The sequence below is a fragment of the Sphingomonas sp. genome (assembly GCF_019749955.1).
Taxonomy (GTDB): domain Bacteria; phylum Pseudomonadota; class Alphaproteobacteria; order Sphingomonadales; family Sphingomonadaceae; genus Sphingomonas.
Genome location: NZ_JAIEPC010000053.1, coordinates 1 through 18,755 on the forward strand (window position 1 = coordinate 1; position 18,755 = coordinate 18,755).

General features: G+C 65.8%; 14 protein-coding genes. 6 read left to right on the forward strand and 8 right to left on the reverse strand.

Annotation, left to right across the window (positions count from 1 at the left end):
- Positions 1-103, reverse strand: a 103-nt coding sequence (locus tag K2W81_RS11100; protein WP_294104289.1) for an NAD(P)-binding protein, incomplete at its 3' end; no start/stop codon positions are given.
- Between the two features lie 380 nt (positions 104-483).
- Between K2W81_RS11100 and K2W81_RS11105 the strand changes: the two genes are divergently transcribed.
- Positions 484-840 (forward strand): helix-turn-helix domain-containing protein, encoded by a 357-nt coding sequence (locus K2W81_RS11105; protein ID WP_294104272.1) that lies wholly within the window; start codon positions 484-486, stop codon positions 838-840.
- A gap of 26 nt (positions 841-866) precedes the next feature.
- Here the strand turns inward: K2W81_RS11105 and K2W81_RS11110 are convergent, their stop codons facing one another.
- Positions 867-1,556: a glutathione S-transferase family protein gene (locus K2W81_RS11110; protein WP_294104274.1), complete on the reverse strand. Its 690-nt coding sequence runs from the start codon at positions 1,554-1,556 to the stop codon at positions 867-869.
- Complete coding sequence (locus K2W81_RS11115) at positions 1,553-2,491, reverse strand: carbon-nitrogen hydrolase family protein (RefSeq protein ID WP_294104275.1); 939 nt, start codon at positions 2,489-2,491, stop codon at positions 1,553-1,555. Before K2W81_RS11115 ends, K2W81_RS11110 begins: the two co-directional genes overlap by 4 nt.
- Before the next feature lie 139 nt (positions 2,492-2,630).
- Between K2W81_RS11115 and K2W81_RS11120 the strand changes: the two genes are divergently transcribed.
- The 3 genes from K2W81_RS11120 to K2W81_RS11130 all read left to right on the forward strand — a co-directional run bounded on the left by K2W81_RS11120 (position 2,631) and on the right by K2W81_RS11130 (position 8,468).
- The gene (locus tag K2W81_RS11120) at positions 2,631-3,419 is read left to right on the forward strand and encodes a hypothetical protein (RefSeq protein WP_294104276.1); all 789 of its coding nucleotides are present in this window, start codon (positions 2,631-2,633) and stop codon (positions 3,417-3,419) included.
- Positions 3,322-4,851 carry a DNA polymerase Y family protein gene (locus tag K2W81_RS11125; protein ID WP_294104278.1) on the forward strand — a complete coding sequence of 510 codons (1,530 nt, stop codon included), beginning with the start codon at positions 3,322-3,324 and terminating at the stop codon, positions 4,849-4,851. Before K2W81_RS11120 ends, K2W81_RS11125 begins: the two co-directional genes overlap by 98 nt.
- Positions 4,852-4,913: 62 nt before the next feature.
- Complete coding sequence (locus K2W81_RS11130) at positions 4,914-8,468, forward strand: error-prone DNA polymerase (protein ID WP_294104291.1); 3,555 nt, start codon at positions 4,914-4,916, stop codon at positions 8,466-8,468.
- Here K2W81_RS11130 and K2W81_RS11135 read toward each other — a convergent pair.
- The 5 genes from K2W81_RS11135 to K2W81_RS11155 form a co-directional block, all read right to left on the reverse strand.
- Positions 8,462-9,004, reverse strand: coding sequence for a DUF4199 domain-containing protein (locus tag K2W81_RS11135; RefSeq protein ID WP_294104280.1), 543 nt, complete (start codon positions 9,002-9,004; stop codon positions 8,462-8,464). The genes K2W81_RS11130 and K2W81_RS11135 overlap by 7 nt on opposite strands.
- Positions 9,005-9,103: 99 nt before the next feature.
- The gene (locus K2W81_RS11140) at positions 9,104-9,517 is read right to left on the reverse strand and encodes a response regulator transcription factor (protein ID WP_294104282.1); all 414 of its coding nucleotides are present in this window, start codon (positions 9,515-9,517) and stop codon (positions 9,104-9,106) included.
- A 32-nt stretch (positions 9,518-9,549) separates the two neighbouring features.
- Positions 9,550-10,995 carry an efflux transporter outer membrane subunit gene (locus tag K2W81_RS11145; RefSeq protein ID WP_294104284.1) on the reverse strand — a complete coding sequence of 482 codons (1,446 nt, stop codon included), beginning with the start codon at positions 10,993-10,995 and terminating at the stop codon, positions 9,550-9,552.
- Positions 10,992-14,162: an efflux RND transporter permease subunit gene (locus K2W81_RS11150; protein ID WP_294104285.1), complete on the reverse strand. Its 3,171-nt coding sequence runs from the start codon at positions 14,160-14,162 to the stop codon at positions 10,992-10,994. Before K2W81_RS11150 ends, K2W81_RS11145 begins: the two co-directional genes overlap by 4 nt.
- 7 nt (positions 14,163-14,169) lie before the next feature.
- Positions 14,170-15,318: an efflux RND transporter periplasmic adaptor subunit gene (locus K2W81_RS11155; RefSeq protein WP_294104293.1), complete on the reverse strand. Its 1,149-nt coding sequence runs from the start codon at positions 15,316-15,318 to the stop codon at positions 14,170-14,172.
- Positions 15,319-15,566: 248 nt separating this feature from the next.
- Here K2W81_RS11155 and K2W81_RS11160 point away from each other — a divergent pair, with 248 nt between their 5' ends.
- Entirely contained in the window at positions 15,567-18,401 is a 2,835-nt protein-coding gene (locus K2W81_RS11160; RefSeq protein WP_294104286.1) for a TonB-dependent receptor, read from the forward strand.
- A gap of 238 nt (positions 18,402-18,639) precedes the next feature.
- Positions 18,640-18,755, forward strand: a 116-nt coding sequence (locus tag K2W81_RS11165) for a hypothetical protein (protein WP_294104295.1), incomplete at its 3' end; no start/stop codon positions are given.

Here is an 18,755-nt window from a genome sequence, read left to right on the forward strand (position 1 = left end):
GGCGTTCGAGGACCACCACCGGCAGGCCTTTGGCGGCGAGCAGCGCGGCGGCGCTGAGGCCACCCATGCCGGCACCGATGATGAGAACAGGGGCCTGGGTCATTGGGTCGTCGTCAGGAGGAGGAGGAGATTGGCCGCAGGCGATTGCATTGCAGCATCGCTATCACGCTGGCGGCGGTCGTGACAGGTGCTTTTTGGGGGTAGCGGGGTCGCGAAAGGTGTCAAAGGTTATGACGGTCATAGGGGGGTGGCGGTGGCCTCGTCTGCGTTCGATCCACGCAAGTGGGGGCACCGGCGAAGCGGGCAAACGGATTCGATTTTCAAAGAGCGCGTCTCGCCAACGCTCTCACAGCTTTTCCGACATTTGAAGGGGGGGATGGAGCTAAGTGTTCGGCGGCCCGATCCAGTGGCGCCCCATTGCGTCTGTCCCATAGTTAAATCACTATTTGAGGGCCACCGGCAGCGCAGCAAGGAACCGAAGCCATGACCGATGCCATCACGCACATTACCGAAGGCAGCATCTTCGATGACGCGGCATTCGATTTTCCACCCGATCACCGGATCAAGGCCGAGCTGGTCGACGAGATCAGCCGTCGCATGAAATTCGACGGCCTCACGCAAGCAGCGGCGGCCACGCGGATGGGTATTGCCCAGCCCGATCTGTCCAACCTGCTGCGCGGTCGCTTTCGCGGGTGCTCGGTCGATCGGCTGACGGGGATGCTCGGGCGGCTGGGCTATGGCGTCGACATCGTGCTGCGCCCGCCCGAGGCGGGGGGTGAACTGCGGACGGTGCGGGTGAACACATCGGGCGGGCATCCGGCAGCAGCGCCAGCCCGGTGACGCCACCGAGCTGGCACCGTCGCGGATCAGGCGGTGGCGAGCCGTTTGTTCTGCGGGAACATGAAGCCGCGGGCTTCGTCGTCCATTTCGGCCTTGAACTGAAATTGGCTGGCCAGGGCGGCGGCACGCTCGGCGGCGGGGCGGGTGCTGATGGCGTCGAAGTGGCGCTTTAGATTGGGGAATTTGTCCCAACCATCGGCACCGAAGATGAACGGTACCGGGCGGCCCCAGCCCCAGAACGCCATGTCGACAATGGTATAGCTGTCGCCGACGATGAACTCGCGCGTGCCAAGCTGGGCTTCGAGCAATTGCCAGTGCCGCTCGGCTTCAAAGCTGTAGCGGTTGACGGCATAGTCCTTGGGTTCAGGCGCGAAATATTTGAAGTGAACATGCTGGCCGGTATAGGGTCCGATGCCCGTGGCAATGAACATCAGCCATGACAGCAATTGCGCCCTGTCAGCGGGCGTATCGGCACCCAGAAACTGGCCGGTCTTGTACGCAAGATGCAGCAGGATCGCGGTCGAATCGAACAGGACCGCATCGCCATCGACCAGCGCGGGCGTTTTGGCATTGGGATTGATCGCCAGAAATTCGGGCGCGAATTGCTCGCCGCGTCGCGTATCGACCGGGACGATTTCATATTCGAGCCCCGCTTCTTCAAGAAGCAGCGCGACCTTCGCCGGATTGGGCGAGGGGTGGAAATAGAATTTGATCATCGATCGTCTCCTGGGGTGAAGGCAACGCCGGGGCGCGCGCGATCATCGACGCGCAGCTCGAAGATATCGGGCCTTGCATAATGGCCGACGACGTCGAAGTCATAGCGCGCGCGGATGATCTCGCCGGGGTCGATCGTCGCGGTGACGAGCCCGGAATCGTCTTCGAACGGTCCGGCGAGGATGTCGCCGAGCGGCCCCACGATCATGCTGCCGCCGCGGATCAGTGGCTTGTCGTCGGGCCAGCCATCGCGGGTAAGGCCAAGCGCAGCCGGGCTCGGCTGGACCTGGCACGCGCACACCACAAAGCATCGGCCTTCGTGCGCGATGTGGCGCATCGTGCTGCGCCAGATGTCGCGATCATCGACGGTGGGCGCGCACCAGATCTCGACGCCTTTCGCGTACATCGCGGTGCGCAGCAGCGGCATATGGTTTTCCCAGCAGATCGCCGCCCCCAGCCGTCCGGCGCGACTGTCGACCACCGGCAAGGTCGATCCGTCGCCCAGACCCCAGATCAGCCGTTCGGCAGCCGTCGGCATCAGCTTGCGGTGTTTGGCGACAAGACCGGCAGCGGGATCGAAGAACAGCGCGGTGCAATAAAGCGTCGCGCCTTGCCGCTCGATCACGCCGATGACGATGCTGGCGCTGGTGCGCGCCGACAGCGCGGCGAGAGCGGCGACTTCGGGACCGTCGAGATCGATGGCCTGCGCGTGATACGCGGCAAAGGCGGCACGGCCTTCGGGCAGGCGATAGCCGAGCCGCGTGCCAAATCCCTCGCCCTTGGGGTAACCGCCGAGCAGGGCTTCGGGCATCACGACGACGGCAGCGCCAGACGCGATGATCGCGGGTTCGTGGCCAAGGATACGATCGAGCGTGGCAGCGGTGCCAGCGGGATCGGTGCCGAGCTGGAGCGCGGCGAGCGTGATGGGATCGGCCATCAGTGGAGCCTAGCAGCGCGGGCGGCGACTGGGAACGGCGTGGGGGTGCGCGATTGGGTCAGCAAGGACGGGCGAGGGAAGCAGTGACAGCTTGACTCAGGCTCGTCAGGCGCCGATTTAGAACATATCAGGAACAGATATGCCCGATTCGGCGGAGATCATTGCCAGTTTGCGGCAGCGCATTGCCGCTGTCGAGCGCGTGCGCGCGGTTGCCGCGCCGTGCCTGGTCGCGACCGGGCATGCGGGCATCGATGCCGCGCTTGGTGGCGGGCTGGCGCGGGCGGGGCTGCATGAGCTGTTCGGTCAGGCGCAGGACGACAGCGGAAGTGCGGGGGGCTTTGCGGCGATGCTCGCCAGCCGGATTGCGGGGGCCGAGACTCCCGAGACGATCTTCTGGTTGCGCGAGGCGAGTGCCGAGCGGCGCGGGGGGTGCTTGCATGCGCCGGGTCTCGCCGAACTCGGGCTCGATCCGGGGCGGGTGGTGTTGGGCGTGCTCGACGATCCGGCGAGCTTGCTCAAGGTGGCGAACGATGTCGTGCGCTGCCCCGATGTCGCGGTTGCGGTGATCGAGCTGTGGCGCGAACCGCGCGTGCTCGACCTGACCGCGAGTCGGCGGCTGGCGGTGGCGGCCGAGGCATCGGGGGTGACGGTGCTGATGCTGCGCGCCGAGGCCGAACCTTCGCCGAGCGCCGCGCACACGCGCTGGTCGGTCGCCGCCGCTTGTGCCGCGCCGCTCGACGCTGAGGCGCCGGGGCATCCGACGCTCGATATTCAATTATTGCGCCAGCGCGGCGGTCGCGCCGATTTGGGCTGGCGCGTGGAGTGGGACCGTGACGCGAAGATTTTCCGAGACGCGGCGCTTTCTGGCGCTCTACTGGCCCCATCTGGCGGCGGACCGCTTGCGCCGCACGAACGGCGCAGCGGATAGCCTGCCCAACGCTCTTCTGGTCTTCACGGCCAAGCAGCGCGGGGCGATGCGGATCGTCGCGACCTGCGAACGCGCGCGGGGGCTGGCCGGGCTGACGCTTGCCGATGCGCGCGCGCGCGAACCCGATCTGGTCGCGATCGACGCCGATCCGACGGGCGATCTCCACATGCTCGAACGCATCGCCGATGGCTGTGATCGCTATACGCCGATGGTCGCGCTCGACAGCGATGCGGGGGTGACGCTCGACGTGACCGGCTGCGGCGATGCCGAAGCGATTGCCGATGATGCCGCGACGCGGCTGGCGGCGGCGGGGTGGCAGGTGCGGCATGCGCTGGCGGGCACGCCCGAGGCGGCGCAGGCGCTCGCGCGCTACCAGACCGCACCTGCCGCCGATGAAGCTGCTGCAGTGCGACGCTTGCCGATTGCGGCGCTGGAGGCCGATGACGAGACCGAACTGGCGCTGCGCCGGGCGGGGCTGAAGACGATCGGCGATCTCGCCGCGCGGCCGAGTGCGCCGCTCGCCGCGCGCTTCGGGAGTGACTTGACCGACCGGCTCGCGCGGCTGCTCGGCCAATCGGATAGCCGCATCACCCCGCGTCGGGCGCCGCCTGCTTTGGTGTTCGAACGCCGCTTTGCCGAGCCGATTGCGCGCACTGAATATGCGCTGGAGATGCTCGGCGAACTGGCGGCGGAGGCTGAGGTCGCGCTCGCCGAGCGGCACATGGGCGGGCGGCGCTATGCCGCGCGTTTCTATCGCAGCGACGGGGTGGCGCGTGATCTCAGCGTCGAGGCGAGCCTGCCGCTGCGGGGCGCCAAGGATGTGATGCGGCTGTTCGGCGAACGGCTCGATGCGCTCGCCGATCCGATCGATCCGGGGTTCGGCTTTGACTTGATCCGGCTGGCGGTGCCGTTGCTCGAACCAATGGCGCCGACGCAGTTGCAGCTTGAGGGCGGGGCGGTGGCCGAGGGCGAGCTGGCGGCGCTGATCGACCGGCTGAGCGCGCGCGCGGGCAAGGGCAAGTTCCGGCGGCTGCGCCCGCGCGAGAGCCATATCCCGGAGCAAGCCGTGCTCGCGCTGCCAGCGATCGACGCACCGCAACCGGCGGACTGGGATGCGCCCGAAGTGGGCGAGCCGCCCTCGCGCCCGATCCATTTGTTCGATCCGCCGCAGATGATCGATGTGATCGCCGAAGTCCCCGACGGCCCGCCGCACCGCTTTCGCTGGCGGCGCGGGGTGCATGAAGTGACGCGCTTCGAAGGCCCCGAGCGGATCGCCGCGCAGTGGTGGAAGCGCGACGACAACCAGGGGCTGACGCGCGATTACTACCGTGTCGAGGATGCGCGCGGGCGGCGCTTCTGGATCTTCCGGCATGGGTTGTACGGGGCGGAACGGGTGGCGCCGGGGTGGTATATGCATGGGCTGTTTGCTTGAGTGCCGAACTCATCGCCGCGAGCAATTATTCGTTCCTGCGCGGGGCGTCGCATCCGTCGGACATGGTCGCGACCGCGCTCGCGCTGGGCCTCAGCGGCATTGGGATTGCCGATCGCAATACGGTCGCCGGGACGGCGCGGGCGCATCTTGCCTTGCGCGAGGCGCGCGAGGCGGCGGCGGAGGCGGGGCTGCCGCCGCTCGACTTCACGCTCGCGGTCGGTGCGCGGTTGGTGTTCGCCGATGGCACGCCCGACATCGTTGCCTACCCCGTCAACCGGCGCGGTTGGGGGCGGCTGTGTCGGCTCCTGACAGTGGGCAATCTGCGCGCGCAGAAGGGGAGTTGCATTCTCTGGCTCGATGATCTGCTCGGCCATGCCGAGGACCTGCTGCTGATCGTGATGCCCGAGACGAGCGTCGACCCGGCGCAGACGGTGCCGCTGCATCACTTGCGCGAGCGGTACGAGCTGGCGGTCGATCCGCCGACCAATGTGGTGGCGCTCCGGGTGGAGGACAGACCTTCTCCACCCCCTCCGTTAGTGTCGAGCGAAGTCGAGACACGGGAGGCCGAGGTTGTGTCGCTTGTGGCCCGTCCCTCGACTTCGCTCGATACGAACGGAGGGGGTGTTGATAGGGTTGTCAGGCGCCTGAAGACCGTCGCCCCCGACCGCGTGTGGCTCGCCGCGACCTTCGCGTTCCACGGTCGCGACCGGCGGCTGCTCGTGCGGCACAAGGTGCGGGCCGAGCGGCTCGGGGTGCCGCTGATTGCGACCACGGACGCGCTGTTCGCCGATCCCTCCGCGCGGCCGCTGCACGACATCCTCACTTGCATCCGCCACGGCACCACCATTGCGGCGGCGGGCAAAAGGCTGGAGGCCAATGCCGAGCGGCACCTGAAATCGCCGGCCGAAATCGCGCGCCTGTTCGCCGATTGCCCCGAGGCGGTGGCCGAGGCCGACCGCCTGCTCGCCCAGGTAAACTTCTCGCTCGACCAGCTCCGCTACGAATATCCGCATGAGCCGGTGCCCGAGGGGTGGGAGGCGATGGCGTGGCTCGAACATCTCGCGCTCGACGCCGCGCGCGCGCGCCATCCGGAGGGGATTCCCGACCGGCTGCGCAAAATGCTCGACGAGGAATTCGCGCTGATCCGCAAATGCGATTACGCTTGTTATTTCCTGACCGTCCACGACATCGTCCGCTTCGCGCGCAGTTGCGACCCGCCGATCCTGTGCCAGGGGCGGGGGTCGGCCGCGAATTCGGCGGTGTGTTTCCTGCTCGGCATCACCTCGGTCGATCCGATGCAGCACGACCTGCTGTTCTCGCGCTTCGTGTCGGAGGAGCGGCGCGAGCCGCCCGACATCGACGTCGATTTCGAGCATGAGCGGCGCGAGGAAGTGATGCAGTATATCTACCGCCGCTATGGCCGCGACCGCGCCGGGATTGCCGCGACCGTCATTCATTACCGCCCGCGCAGCGCGGTGCGCGAAGTCGGCAAGGCGCTGGGCTTTACCGAGGATGTGACGACGCGGATCAGCAGCACCGTCTGGGGTAGCTATGCCAGCGCGATGGAGGAAAAGCGCTTTGCCGAAACCGGCTTCAGCCTGGCCGATCCCAATATCCAGCGGCTGAAGTCGCTGGTCGACCAATTGCTCAATTTCCCGCGCCATTTGTCGCAGCATGTCGGCGGCTTCGTGCTCACACAGGGGCGGCTCGACGAGATGGTGCCGATCCATAATGCCGCGATGGAGGACCGCACCTTCATCGAATGGGACAAGGATGACATCGACGCATTGGGGCTGATGAAGGTCGATGTGCTCGCGCTCGGGATGCTGACGTGCATCCAGAAAAGCTTCGAGATGATGCGCGACCATGATCTGGGCGATTACGAGCTCGACAGCATCCCGGCCGAGGACGTCGCGACTTACGACATGCTGTGCAAGGGCGACAGCATCGGCGTGTTCCAGGTCGAAAGCCGCGCGCAGATCAACATGCTGCCACGACTGAAACCGCGCAAACTCTACGACCTGACGGTGCAGGTGGCGATCGTGCGGCCGGGGCCGATCCAGGGTGATATGGTGCATCCCTATCTGCGGCGGCGATCGGGGTTGGAGAAGGTCGAATTCCCCTCGCCCGCACCGCCGCATGATCCGAACGAACTGCGCACGTTGCTCGGCGAGACGTACGGCGTGCCGCTGTTTCAGGAACAGGCGATGAAACTCGCGATCGTTGCGGCGGCCTTCACGCCGGGCGAGGCGAACCAGTTGCGGCGCGCGATGGCGACGTTCCGGCACGTTGGCGGGATGGACAAGTTCCGTGAGAAGCTGGTCGGCGGGATGGTCGCGCGGGGCTACCAACAGGACTTTGCCGAGCGGTGTTACAGCCAAATCGAGGGGTTTGGCTCCTACGGTTTTCCCGAAAGCCATGCACTGTCGTTTGCGCGGCTGGTCTATGTGTCGTCGTGGATCAAGTGCCATCAGCCGGCGGTGTTCGCGGCCGCCTTGCTCAATTCGCAGCCGATGGGCTTTTACGCGCCCGCGCAGATCGTCCGCGATGCGCGCGAGCATGGCGTTGAGGTGAAGGGCATCGATGTCAATGCGAGTGGGTGGGATAATGGGTTGGAGGCTTGTGACCCGCGCGGGCAGTCGCCCTCACCCTTCCGCGCCTTTGGCGCTCCCTCCCTCTCCCGGTGGGAGAGGGATTCTAGCTCCCTCTCCCACAGGGAGAGGGAAGGGGCCCATCGCGCTAGCGATGGGAAGGGTGAGGGCGACTTCCGCCCCCACGCGCTCCGCCTCGGTTTCCGCCAGATCACCGGTTTCCGCCGCGACTGGGCCGAAGCGATTGCCTCGGCGCGGCTGGGCGGTCCCTTCACGGGAATCGAGGAAATCGCGCGCCGTGCCGACCTGCCGCAACGCGCTTTACGCCTCCTCGCCGATGCCGATGGTTTCGCCTCATTGAAGCTCGACCGCCGCACCGCGCTGTGGGACGTGCGCCGCACGCCCACCGGCGAACTCCCGCTGTTCGCCGCTGCGCGCGCGCGCGAACTCGGGAGCGAGGGTGATTATGCGCTCCCCATCATGACCGACGCCGAGCATGTCGTCGCCGATTACCAGATGACGCGGCTGTCCTTGAAATCGCACCCGATGAGCTTCCTGCGCGCCGATCTTGCCGCCGAAGGAATCGCGAGTTGCGCGCAGACGAGTGCGGCGAAAAACGGCCAGCGCATCCGCACCGCCGGCATCGTCCTCGTCCGCCAGCGCCCCGGCAATGGCAATGCGATCTTCATCACGATCGAGGACGAAACCGGCGTCACCAATATCGTGCTGTGGGCGAGCCGCTTCGAACGCTATCGCCGCGAAGTGATGGCGTCTCGGCTGATGCTGGTCGAAGGCGAAGTGCAGAAAAGTCCCGAAGGCGTGATCCATTTGATGGCCACGCGGGTGATCGATCGCACCACGATGCTCGACACCCTATCCGAACGCGGCAACACGCCCGTTGAGCGCAGCCGCGCCGATGAATTCGATCACCCGCCGCATCCGCGCTCCATGTCGAACCGGCATCGTTCCGGGGGCGGCCACCCGCGCGATGTGCGCATCATTCCGAAGTCACGCGACTTTCACTGAACCGCCCCCCGCGCGGGCAGGAAGCGGCTGTTGCGGAGCAACGCGGCCGATACCAGCGACACCAGCACGCCGAGCGGAAAAATCTCGGTAAAGGTCATCGGCACGCGGTAAAGCGGATTGGCGTACTGAACCTTGAACGCTTCCATCTCGGCGGTGAGTTTGGCGAGTGCCGCGCCGCTGACGCCCTTGGCCTTTTCGGCTTCGATGTACGCCTGCGCATAGTCCGCGCCGAAATCCATGCCCGTCACCGCCAGCGCGGCTTCCCATGCCACGCAATAGAAAACCCCGGCAACCACGCTGACGCCCAGCCCCAGCATCAGCGCAGGCCAGAACCGGATCACGCCGCCGCCCTCGACATCGCGGTGCCGCTTGATCGCGACGAAGATCGCACTCAGTGCGACCAGCATCGTCGTATAGCCGATCAGCAGCCCATATTGTTCGGGCGGATGATCCTTCAGCAAGACGGTCAAGCCAAAGGTGGGGATCGCGACGATCACCCCGGCGATCACCCCGTAGAAGAATATGTTGCGCAGCATTTGTGCCTCCCCCCCGTTGGAACGCCCCCGTCATCCGTCCGCTCGGTCGATCAGGCAATCGCCCGAAAGGGTGATTGGGCGCCAATCACCCGCAATTTTTCACGGCACTATCCCGAGTGCGCGCGCGCGGCTGATCGCTTCGGTACGGCGCCGCGCCTCAAGCTTTTCGAACAGCCGCGCGACATGCGTCTTGACCGTGTTGGGCGAGACCTGAAGCGCCTGCGCGATTTGCTTGTTCGATTTGCCTGCTGCGAGTTCGTGCAGCACGGTCAATTCGCGTGGCGAAATCTTGAGCGCTTCGATCGCTTTTGGATTGCCGTCGAACGGTGTTGCGGCGGGGACTCGCAGCGCGCGGGCGCCGACGAAAATGCCGAGCGCGAGGAAAAGCAGCGCGACCAGCACGAGGTACACATCGCCGATCCGCATCCGCACCGCAGCCTGATAATCGAGCCATTGCAGCATGAAAGTGCCGCCCGCGAGAAACGCGCCATAGCCTGCCATGCGAAGCCACATCGCCGGTCCCTCCACCGCCTGAAGGGGGCAGTCTAACGCTTGACCGGGCTTGCCGCTACCGGGCCTTCGCGCGCCGCATCGAGCAGGGCGTCGCCGCCGAGCGTGCGGTAGAGCGTTACTTTGTTGGCCGCTTCGGTCAGCCGGGTCGCGGTGAGGCTGCGTTGTGCCTGGTAGAGAGTGCGTTGAGTGACGAGCGTCGCGAGGAATGTGTCGATCCCGCCGCGATAGCGCGCATCGCTCAGCCGGTAGCTGTCGGCGGCGGCAGCGGCCTGGCGTTCTTGGGCTGCGAGCTGATCGCCGATCGTGCCGCGCCGCGCGAGCGCGTCGGCGACTTCGCGAAAGGCGGTCTGGATCGTGCGCTCATACGACGCGACCGCCGCGTCGAATTGCGCGCGCGCCTGATCGAGTCCGGCCTTGTTGCGGCCGCCGGCGAACACCGGATAGCTGATCCCCGGCGTCGCCGTATAGTTGAACGCGCGCGTGGTGAACAACTGGCTCAGCCCGTTCGACGCGAGTCCGGCAAAGACGGTGAGCGACAGGCGCGGGAACAGCGCGGCGCGGGCGGCGCCGATCTGGGCATTGGCGGCGCGGAGCTGATATTCGGCCTGCACGACATCGGGGCGTCGCAGCAGCACGCCGGAGTCGAGCCCGGCGGGGAGCGCAGCCACCGTCGGCTGGGCTTCCTCAATCGATTTGGCGAGCAGCGCCGGATCGACGGTCGCGCCAACCAGCAGTTCGAGCGCATTGATGTCCTGCGCGAGTGCCGTGGTCTGTTCGGCGAGATCGGATTCGGCGGTGGCGAGCGTCAGCTCGGCTTGGGCAAGGTCGGTGCGCGGCGCGACGCCGCCATCGACCCGGGCGCGCGTCAGCTTGACGCTGGTCAGCGCATTCGCGCGGGTCTGCTCGGCGATGGCGAACAGGCTTTGGTCGGCGGCATATTGCAGCCAGGCGGCGGCAATATCGCCGACGAGCGCGAGCCGGATGGCGTGGGCCCCGGCTTCGGTCGCGAAATAGCGGTCCTGCTCGGCGCGGCTGAGCGCGGCGAGGCGACCGAACAAGTCGATCTCGAACGAAGTGACGCCGAGCCCGAGGCTGTAATTGGTCCGCTGCCCGCCCGTCACCGGTGACCCGCCGACATTGCTGCGGCCTGTGCCGGGATCGACGATCGCGACGGTGTTGTTGCTGTTGATCAGTGGCAACTGCTCGGCGCGCTGAATGCGATATTGCGCGCGCGCCGAGGCGACATTGGCGGCGGCGATGCGCAGATCGCGGTTGTTGGCGAGCGCTTGCTCGATGATTTTTTGAAGGCGCGCGTCGCGGAAAATGTCGCGGTAGCTGATGCTGGGCAGCGCTTCTCCATTGGCGGCATAAGCAGGGCCAGTCGGAAAGGCCGGGGGCACGGGGGGCGCTGGCGGGGTTTCCTTCGGCACGAAGGAGCATCCGCCGAGCAGCAGCGCGAGCAGGGCGATCCGCTTCATGCGGCGGGCTCCGGCGGGGTGCTGGGCGTGCGCTTGACCTTCTTGAGCGTATCGCGCGCGGTGCGGCGGACGATGACGAAGAACAACGGGATGTAGAACACCGCAAGGATCGTCGCGGTCAGCATCCCGCCGATCACGGCGGTGCCGATCGCGATACGCGAATTGGCGCCCGCGCCGGTCGAAATCGCGAGCGGCAACACGCCGAAGATGAAGGCAAGGCTGGTCATCAGGATCGGGCGGAGGCGAATGCGTGCGGCTTCGACCGCAGCTTCGATGACGCGCTTGCCCTGCTTTTCGGCCTGCTCGGCGAATTCGATCATCAGGATCGCGTTTTTGGCGGCGAGCCCCATCGTCGTCAGCAAGCCGATCTGGAGATAGACGTCATTGATCAGCCCGCGCAGCGACACCGCGAATACCGCGCCGACCAGCCCGAGCGGAATGATCAGCAGCACGGCGATCGGGATCGTCCAGCTTTCATACAGCGCGGCGAGACACAGAAACACGACGAGCAACGACAGCGCGTAGAGATAGGGCGCCTGCCCCGACGACAGCCGCTCCTGAAACGACAGCCCCGCGAGCGCCGTGGTAGTGCCCGTGTATTTGGCGGCGAGCTGCTCCATCCGGTTGAGCGCTTCGCCCGAGCTATGGCCGGGGGCAGCTTGGCCCGAAAATTCGAACGACGAAATGCCGTTGAAGCGCGCGAGCGACGGGGGCGCTGCCGACCAGCTCGTGCGTGCGAACGACGAGAAGGGTGCCATCGACCCGTCCGACGCGCGGACATACCATTGCGACAGGTCTTCGGGCGAGACGCGATAGGGTGCGTCGCCCTGAACATAGACGCGCTTCACGCGGCCACGATCGTTGAAGTCATTGACGTAACGCCCGCCCCAGGCCGTCGACAGCGTCGTGTTCACATCGGCTTGCGACAGCCCCATGACTTGCATCTTGGCCTGATCGAGATCGACCTTGAGCGTCGGCTGGTCATCGAGATCGGTCAGCCGCACTTGCGCGAGCACGGGATCGGTGAGCGCTTCGGCGAGCAATTTGTCGCGTGCGGCCTTGAACTCGGCGCGCGACAGGCCGCTCGAATTAAGCAGTTCGAGCGTGAAGCCGTTCGACTGGCCGAGGCCGCGAATGGCGCCGGGAACGAGCACATTGACGCGCGCGTCGCGGAAGCCCTGAAACGCCTGGGTCGCGCGCTGGGCAATCGCATCGGCGGCATTGGCGCTGCCGTGACGATCGGCCCAATCGGCGAGCGAGACGAAGCCGCGCCCCTGGTTCTGCCCGGCAGGCCCGCCGCCACCACCGCCGCCGACAGTCAGCAGCGCGCGGACATTGGCCTTTTCCTGCTTGAGGAAATATTGCTCGACGCGCTCCTGCACCGCGTTGGTGCGCACCTGCGTCGCGCCCGGCGGCAGCGTGAACTGGAGCTGGAGCGCGCCCTGGTCCTCGGTCGGCAGAAAGCCGGTGGGCAGGCGGAAGAACAGCAGCACGAGGATCGCGGCGACGGCGGCGTAGATCAGCAGGAAGATCAACTTGCGATCGACGATCTTTTCGATCGAACCGGCATAGGCATTGGTCATCCGGTCGAACCGGTTGTTGAACCAGTCGCGCGCGGGCGCGGTCTTGCGCGATATCCAGCCGTCCTGACGTTCGTCGATCCGGCGCTTGAGCAAGGTCGAGGTCAGCGCGGGCGACAGGATCAGCGCAACCAGCACCGACAGCACCATCGCCGAGACAATCGTGATCGAGAATTGGCGATAGATGACGCCGGTCGATCCGCCGAAAAACGCCATCGGCAGGAACACCGCCGACAGCACCAGCGCAATCGCGATCAGCGCGACATTGATTTCCGCCATCGACTTGATCGTCGCGTCGCGCGGCGTCATTTCGGGATTTTCATCCATCAACCGCTCGACATTTTCGACGACGACGATCGCGTCATCGACGAGCAGGCCAATCGCGAGCACCAGCCCGAACAGGGTCAGCGTGTTGATCGAAAAGCCCGCAATCGCAAACACCGCGAACGTGCCGAGCAGCACGACCGGCACCGCGATCGTCGGGATCAGCGTCGCGCGCCAGCTTTGCAGGAACACGAACATCACGATCACGACGAGGATAACAGCCTCGATCAGCGTCCAGACGACTTCTTCGACCGACAGCTTGATGAACAGCGTCGAGTCGGACGGATAGGCGACGGTGAAGCCCGCCGGCATGGCCTTGGTGAGTTCGGCGACTTTCGCTTTCACCAGTTCGGCGGTTTTGAGCGCGTCGGCGCCGGGCGCGAGCGACACCGCGAAACCCGCACCGGGGTGGCCGTTGATGCGGCTGCGCACGGTGTAGTTTTCAGCACCAAGCTCGACGCGGGCGACATCGGTCAGCCGCACGATGGCGCCGTCGCGGGTGGTCTTGAGGATGATATTGCGGAATTGTTCGGGCGTGCTGAGTCGCGACTGCGCGGTGACGGTTGCGTTGAGCATCTGCGTCGACGGCACCGGCTGGCCGCCGATTTCGCCCGCCGCGATTTCGGTATTCTGCGCCTGGAGCGCGCTGACGACGTCACCCGGGATCAAGCCAAAGCCCGCAAGTTTTTCGGGATTGAGCCACACCCGCATCGCATATTGCGCGCCGAACACATTGGTGTCGCCAACCCCGGCGACGCGGCCGATCGGGTCCTGCAAGTTCGAAATCAGATAGTCGGAGACGTCCTGGTTGGTGCGCTTGTCGGTGGTGTCATAAATCGCGAAAATCATCAGAAAGTCGGGGTTCGACTTGGTGACGGTCAGCCCCTGCTGCTGGACTTGCTGGGGCAGGCGGCTGATCGCTTGCTGGACCTTGTTCTGGACCTGCACCTGCGCAATGTCGGGGTTGGTGCCCTTTTCGAAGGTTGCCGAAATCGTCGCCTGGCCGCGTGAGCTCGAGGAGGCGGTGAAATAGAGCAAGCCATCAACGCCGGTGAGCTGCTGTTCGATAATCTGCGTCACGCTGTTTTCGAGCGTTTCGGCCGAGGCGCCGGGATAGGTCGCGCGGATATTGACCTGCGGCGGGGCGACATCGGGATATTGCTCGATCGGCAGCGACAAGATGCCGCCGATACCGCCCAGCATGATGATGATCGCGATCACCCAGGCGAAAATCGGCCGATCAATGAAGATGCGCGAGATCACGTCTCGCTCAGCCGCCGCGCTTGCCGTTGCCGGGGGGCGGTGGCGCGATTTTCTGCGGCGACCCGGCGGGGACGGGCTTCACCGGCTTGCCGGGCTTGGCGTTGACCGTGCCTTCGGTGATCACCTTGTCGCCGGGCTTGAGCCCCGCCGACACCACCCAATCCGCACCCTGTGTGCGGTCAGCAGTGACGGCGCGCTGCTCGACCATGTTGCCGGGGCCGACGATCAGCACGGTCGCATTGCCCTTGGCATCGCGCGCGACACCCTGCTGCGGCACCAAATAGACATTGCCGGTGATCGATTGCGCAAAGCTCGCGCGCACGAACATGCCCGGCAGCAGCAGACCCTGCGCATTGGGGAAGCGCGCGCGCAACGTGACGGTGCCAGTCGCTTCGTCGACGGTGACTTCGGTGAATTCGACGGTGCCGGTCGCGCCATAATCGCTGCCGTCTTCGAGCTTCAGCCGCACCACTGCCTGCGTCGGCATTGCGCCGCCCTGCGACAAAGTCCGCCGCAGCGCGAGCAGATCGGACGCCGATTGCTTGATGTCGACATAGATCGGGTCGAGCCGCTGGATCACCGCGAGCGGTTCGGCCTGGTTGGTCGTGACCAGCGCACCCTGGGTGAACAGCGATCGGCCGATCCGCCCGGTGATCGGCGCGGGGACGCTGGTGAAACGCAGATTGATCCGTGCGGTCTGGAGTGCCGCGCGCGCCTGCGCGACGCTGGCCTGTGCCTGCCGCGCCTGCGCCTGCGCGTCGGTGTAATCCTGCTTGCTGACGGCTTCGATCTCGGCAAGCGGCTTGAAGCGATCGGCCCTGATTTGCGCGGCGGCAGCAGCAGCTTCAGCGCTGGCGAGATTGGCGCGCGCCTGATCGCCGCTCGCGCGGTAGAGGCTGGGGTCGATCTGGTACAGCGTCTGGCCCGCGCGCACGAGGCTGCCTTCGGTGAACAGCCGCGCGCGGATCAGGCCCGATACCTGCGGGCGGACTTCCGACGTTTGATAAGCAGCGGTGCGACCGGTCAGCTCGGTGACGAGCGGTGCGGTGCCGGGCTGGACCACGACATAGCCGACTTCGGGCGTGCGGTTCTTGCCCGCCGGGCCACCGCGCGCGTCCTTGGTCTGGGCCGCGCCGCCGCCGCACCCCGATAGCAGCAGGAGGCCACCAATTGCTGCAACGCACGCAGCCCCCGCCGCCGGGCGCGGCTGGCGCGGGAACAATGCCAATGATGGAAAAACCGAGCGCCTCACAAGGGCCTCCTAACCTAAAGCGAGCCGTAATGTTCCCGAAAATTGCGCGTTGCGACAATTTTAATCACAGCGCAATGACCCCGATTTTCTGACACAATTTTGCGACAAGTGACTGATAGCGGCCCCGCTTGCTGCGACGCGTGGAGATCAAGATGCGTATCATGTTATTCGGGTCGATGTTGCTCGCGAGCGCTTCGCCCAGCGCAGCTTTCGCGCAACAGCAACCATCGCCGCGCACGCCGACCCGCCCGACCGCGCCTGCACCGGCCCAGGATGAGGGCGACGAATCGACCCAAGTTACCGTAACGGCGGGACGCAACCTGCCCGGATCGGTGGCGGGCGACATTCCCCCCGATCAGACATTGGGCGCGGCCGAGATTCGATCCTATGGCGTCAGTTCGGTCAATGATCTGCTTGCGCAACTCGGGCCGCAGCTTCGTTCGGGGCGCGGCAACGGCCCGCCCGTCGTGCTGCTCAACGGGCGCCGCATCTCGGGCTTTCAGGAAGTCCGCAACCTGCCGACCGAAGCGATCCTCCGCGTCGAAATCCTGCCCGAGGAAGTCGCTTTGAAATTTGGCTATTCGGCCGATCAGCGCGTGATCAACTTCGTGCTGCGCCCGCGTTTTCGCGCGGTGACGACCGAACTCGAAGGCCGCGTTGCCACCGCAGGTGGACGGGCAACGCCACAGGGCGCGTTCGATGTGCTGAGCCTCAATCGCCAAGGCCGCGTCAATCTGCACGTCGAATATCAGGAAAGCTCGGCGCTGACTGAAGCCGAGCGTGGCATCATTGCGCAGGCGAGCCCATTCTCGATCCCCGGCAATATCGTCGGCTTGACCGGTGGCGAGATCGATCCGGCGCTATCGGCGCGTGCCGGGGTGCTGACCACGATCGCGGGCGTGCCAGCCGGGGCGACGAGCCCGACGCTCGCCGATTTCGCCGCGACGGCAAATCGCGCGACGGCCACCGATCCGACTCCGTTCCGCACCCTGCTCCCCGCGAACCGCAATTTCAGCGCCAATGGCATTTACGCGACCACGATCTTTGGCAATGTGTCGGCGACGTTCAATGGCACCATCGATGCGGTGGATAGTCGGGGCAGCTTTGGCTTGCCGAGCGTCGCGCTAACCTTGCCCGTCGGCAACCGATTCTCGCCGTTCAGCCGCAATGCGGTCGTCGGTCGTGCGCTGGGCGATTTCAATCCGCTTGGCCAGTCATCGAACACGGTCAGCGGCCGGTTCGGCGCGACGTTCAACGGCAATGTCGGCAAGTGGCAATGGTCGATCCTGACCAATTACGACCGCAGCGACAATGAAACGCTGACCGACGTTGGCGTCGACGCGACGGCGTTTCAGCGGCGGCTGAATGCCAATGATGCGACCGCCAATCCCTATAGCGCGTTCGCGGCGGGCACGTTCGAGCCGCTCGCCGCCAATCGCGCGCGCTCGACATCGAGCAGCTATGGCATCGATGCGCTCGTCAACGGATCGCTGTTCACGCTGCCCGCCGGCAAGGTTGCGGCGAGCTTCAAGGTTGCCGGGTCGTCGCTGACCTTCGACAGCAATTCGCAGCGGGCTGGTGTCTTCCAGTCGGCGAGTCTGGCGCGCAGCAGCGCCAACGGCCAGTTCAACATCGACGTGCCGATTGCCAGCCGCGCGCGCGATTTTCTGGGCTTCCTCGGTTCGCTCTCGGGCAATTTCAATCTGGCCTATAATGGGCTTTCCGACTTCGGCACGCTGCGCACCTTGGGCTATGGTTTCAACTGGGCGCCGGTTGAGGCCGTGCGCATCATCGGATCGGTGACGCAGCAGGATAATGCGCCCAGCATCCAGCAGCTCGGCAATCCGGTAATCACGACGCTTAACGTGCGCGTGTTCGACTTCACGCTCGGCCAGAATGCGACGGTGACGACGCTGTCGGGGGGTAATCCCAATTTGCGCGCGAGCGACCGGCTGGTGAAGCGGCTGGGGCTGACGCTGAAGCCGTTCGCGAAGACCGACTTCAATATCACCGCCAGCTACACCGATACGCGGATCAACAATGCCATCGTCAATTTCCCGAGCACGACGGCAGCGATCGAGGCGGCGTTTCCCGATCGCTTCACGCGCGACGCGACCGGCCAATTGCTGCGGATTGATGCCCGCCCGATCAACTTCGGTGAGACCCGCAGTTCGCAAGTCCGCTATGGCTTTGACTTTACCATGGCGGTGAAATCAAAGCTCCAGAAGCAGATCGAAGCGTTTCGCGCGGGCAAAGGCCCCAATCCGTTCATCGGCCTGATCCCGCCGGGCGGGCGGGCGCCGCAAAGCGTGTTCGGCGGCAGCATCTTCGGCGGCGGTGGACCAGGCAGCGGGCAGGGGCGACCGCCGGGGGCACCGGGTGGCGCGCCGGGGCTGGGTGGTCCGGGTGGACCCGGCGGGCCGGGCGGCGGCTTTGGCGGCGGGCAGGGACGTCCCGGCGGCGGCTTTGGCGGCGGTGGCGGCGGTGCGGCGCAGCTCGGCGGCCGGATCAATTTCGCCCTTTATCACACCTGGCGCCTGACCGAGCAGGTCCGCGTCGGCGGCGCGGGGCCGGTGCTCGATCTGCTGGGCGGCGATACGGTCAGCAGCGGCGCGGGCGTGCCGCGCCACGAGCTCGAAGCGCAGGCGGGGTATAACAACAATGGGCTCGGCGTGCGGTTGTCGGCGAATTGGCAAAGCGCGACGCAGGTCAATGGCAGCCTGGGCGGGACCGGGCAGACGCTGAACTTCGGCAGCCTTGCGACCGTCAATATGCGGCTGTTCGCTGACCTGACCCAGCGGCTCGAACTGCTGAAGAAATATCGCTGGATGCGCGGGATGCGCGTGTCAATCGCGGTCGACAATCTGTTCAATCAGCGCCAGCGCGTGACCGACCAGACGGGCGTGACGCCGATCGCTTATCAGCCCGCCTATCAGGACCCGCTCGGGCGGTCAGTGCGGCTGTCGGTGCGGAAACTGTTTTTCTAGGCAGTTCAGACCGCACCAATTCCTTGTCCATCGCCCGTTTGTGTCGAGCGACGTCGAGACACAGGCCACGGGCGGGTTGCTTGTGGCCGGTCCCTCGACTTCGCTCGGGGCCAACGGAGGTTAGTGGGCGGTCGAGCGCGGCATCGGCGGTGCCATAACCCCCACTGGCAATCGATCGCATTTGCGCTAGATGCAGGCGCTCCGGCGAGCGGGTGCCGGGACGGATAAGGGCTTTTGCATGCGGATTACGATGATCGGTTCGGGCTATGTCGGTCTGGTCTCTGGCGCGTGTTTTTCGGATTTCGGTCATGATGTGGTCTGCGTCGACAAGGATGCCGGCAAGATCGAGGCACT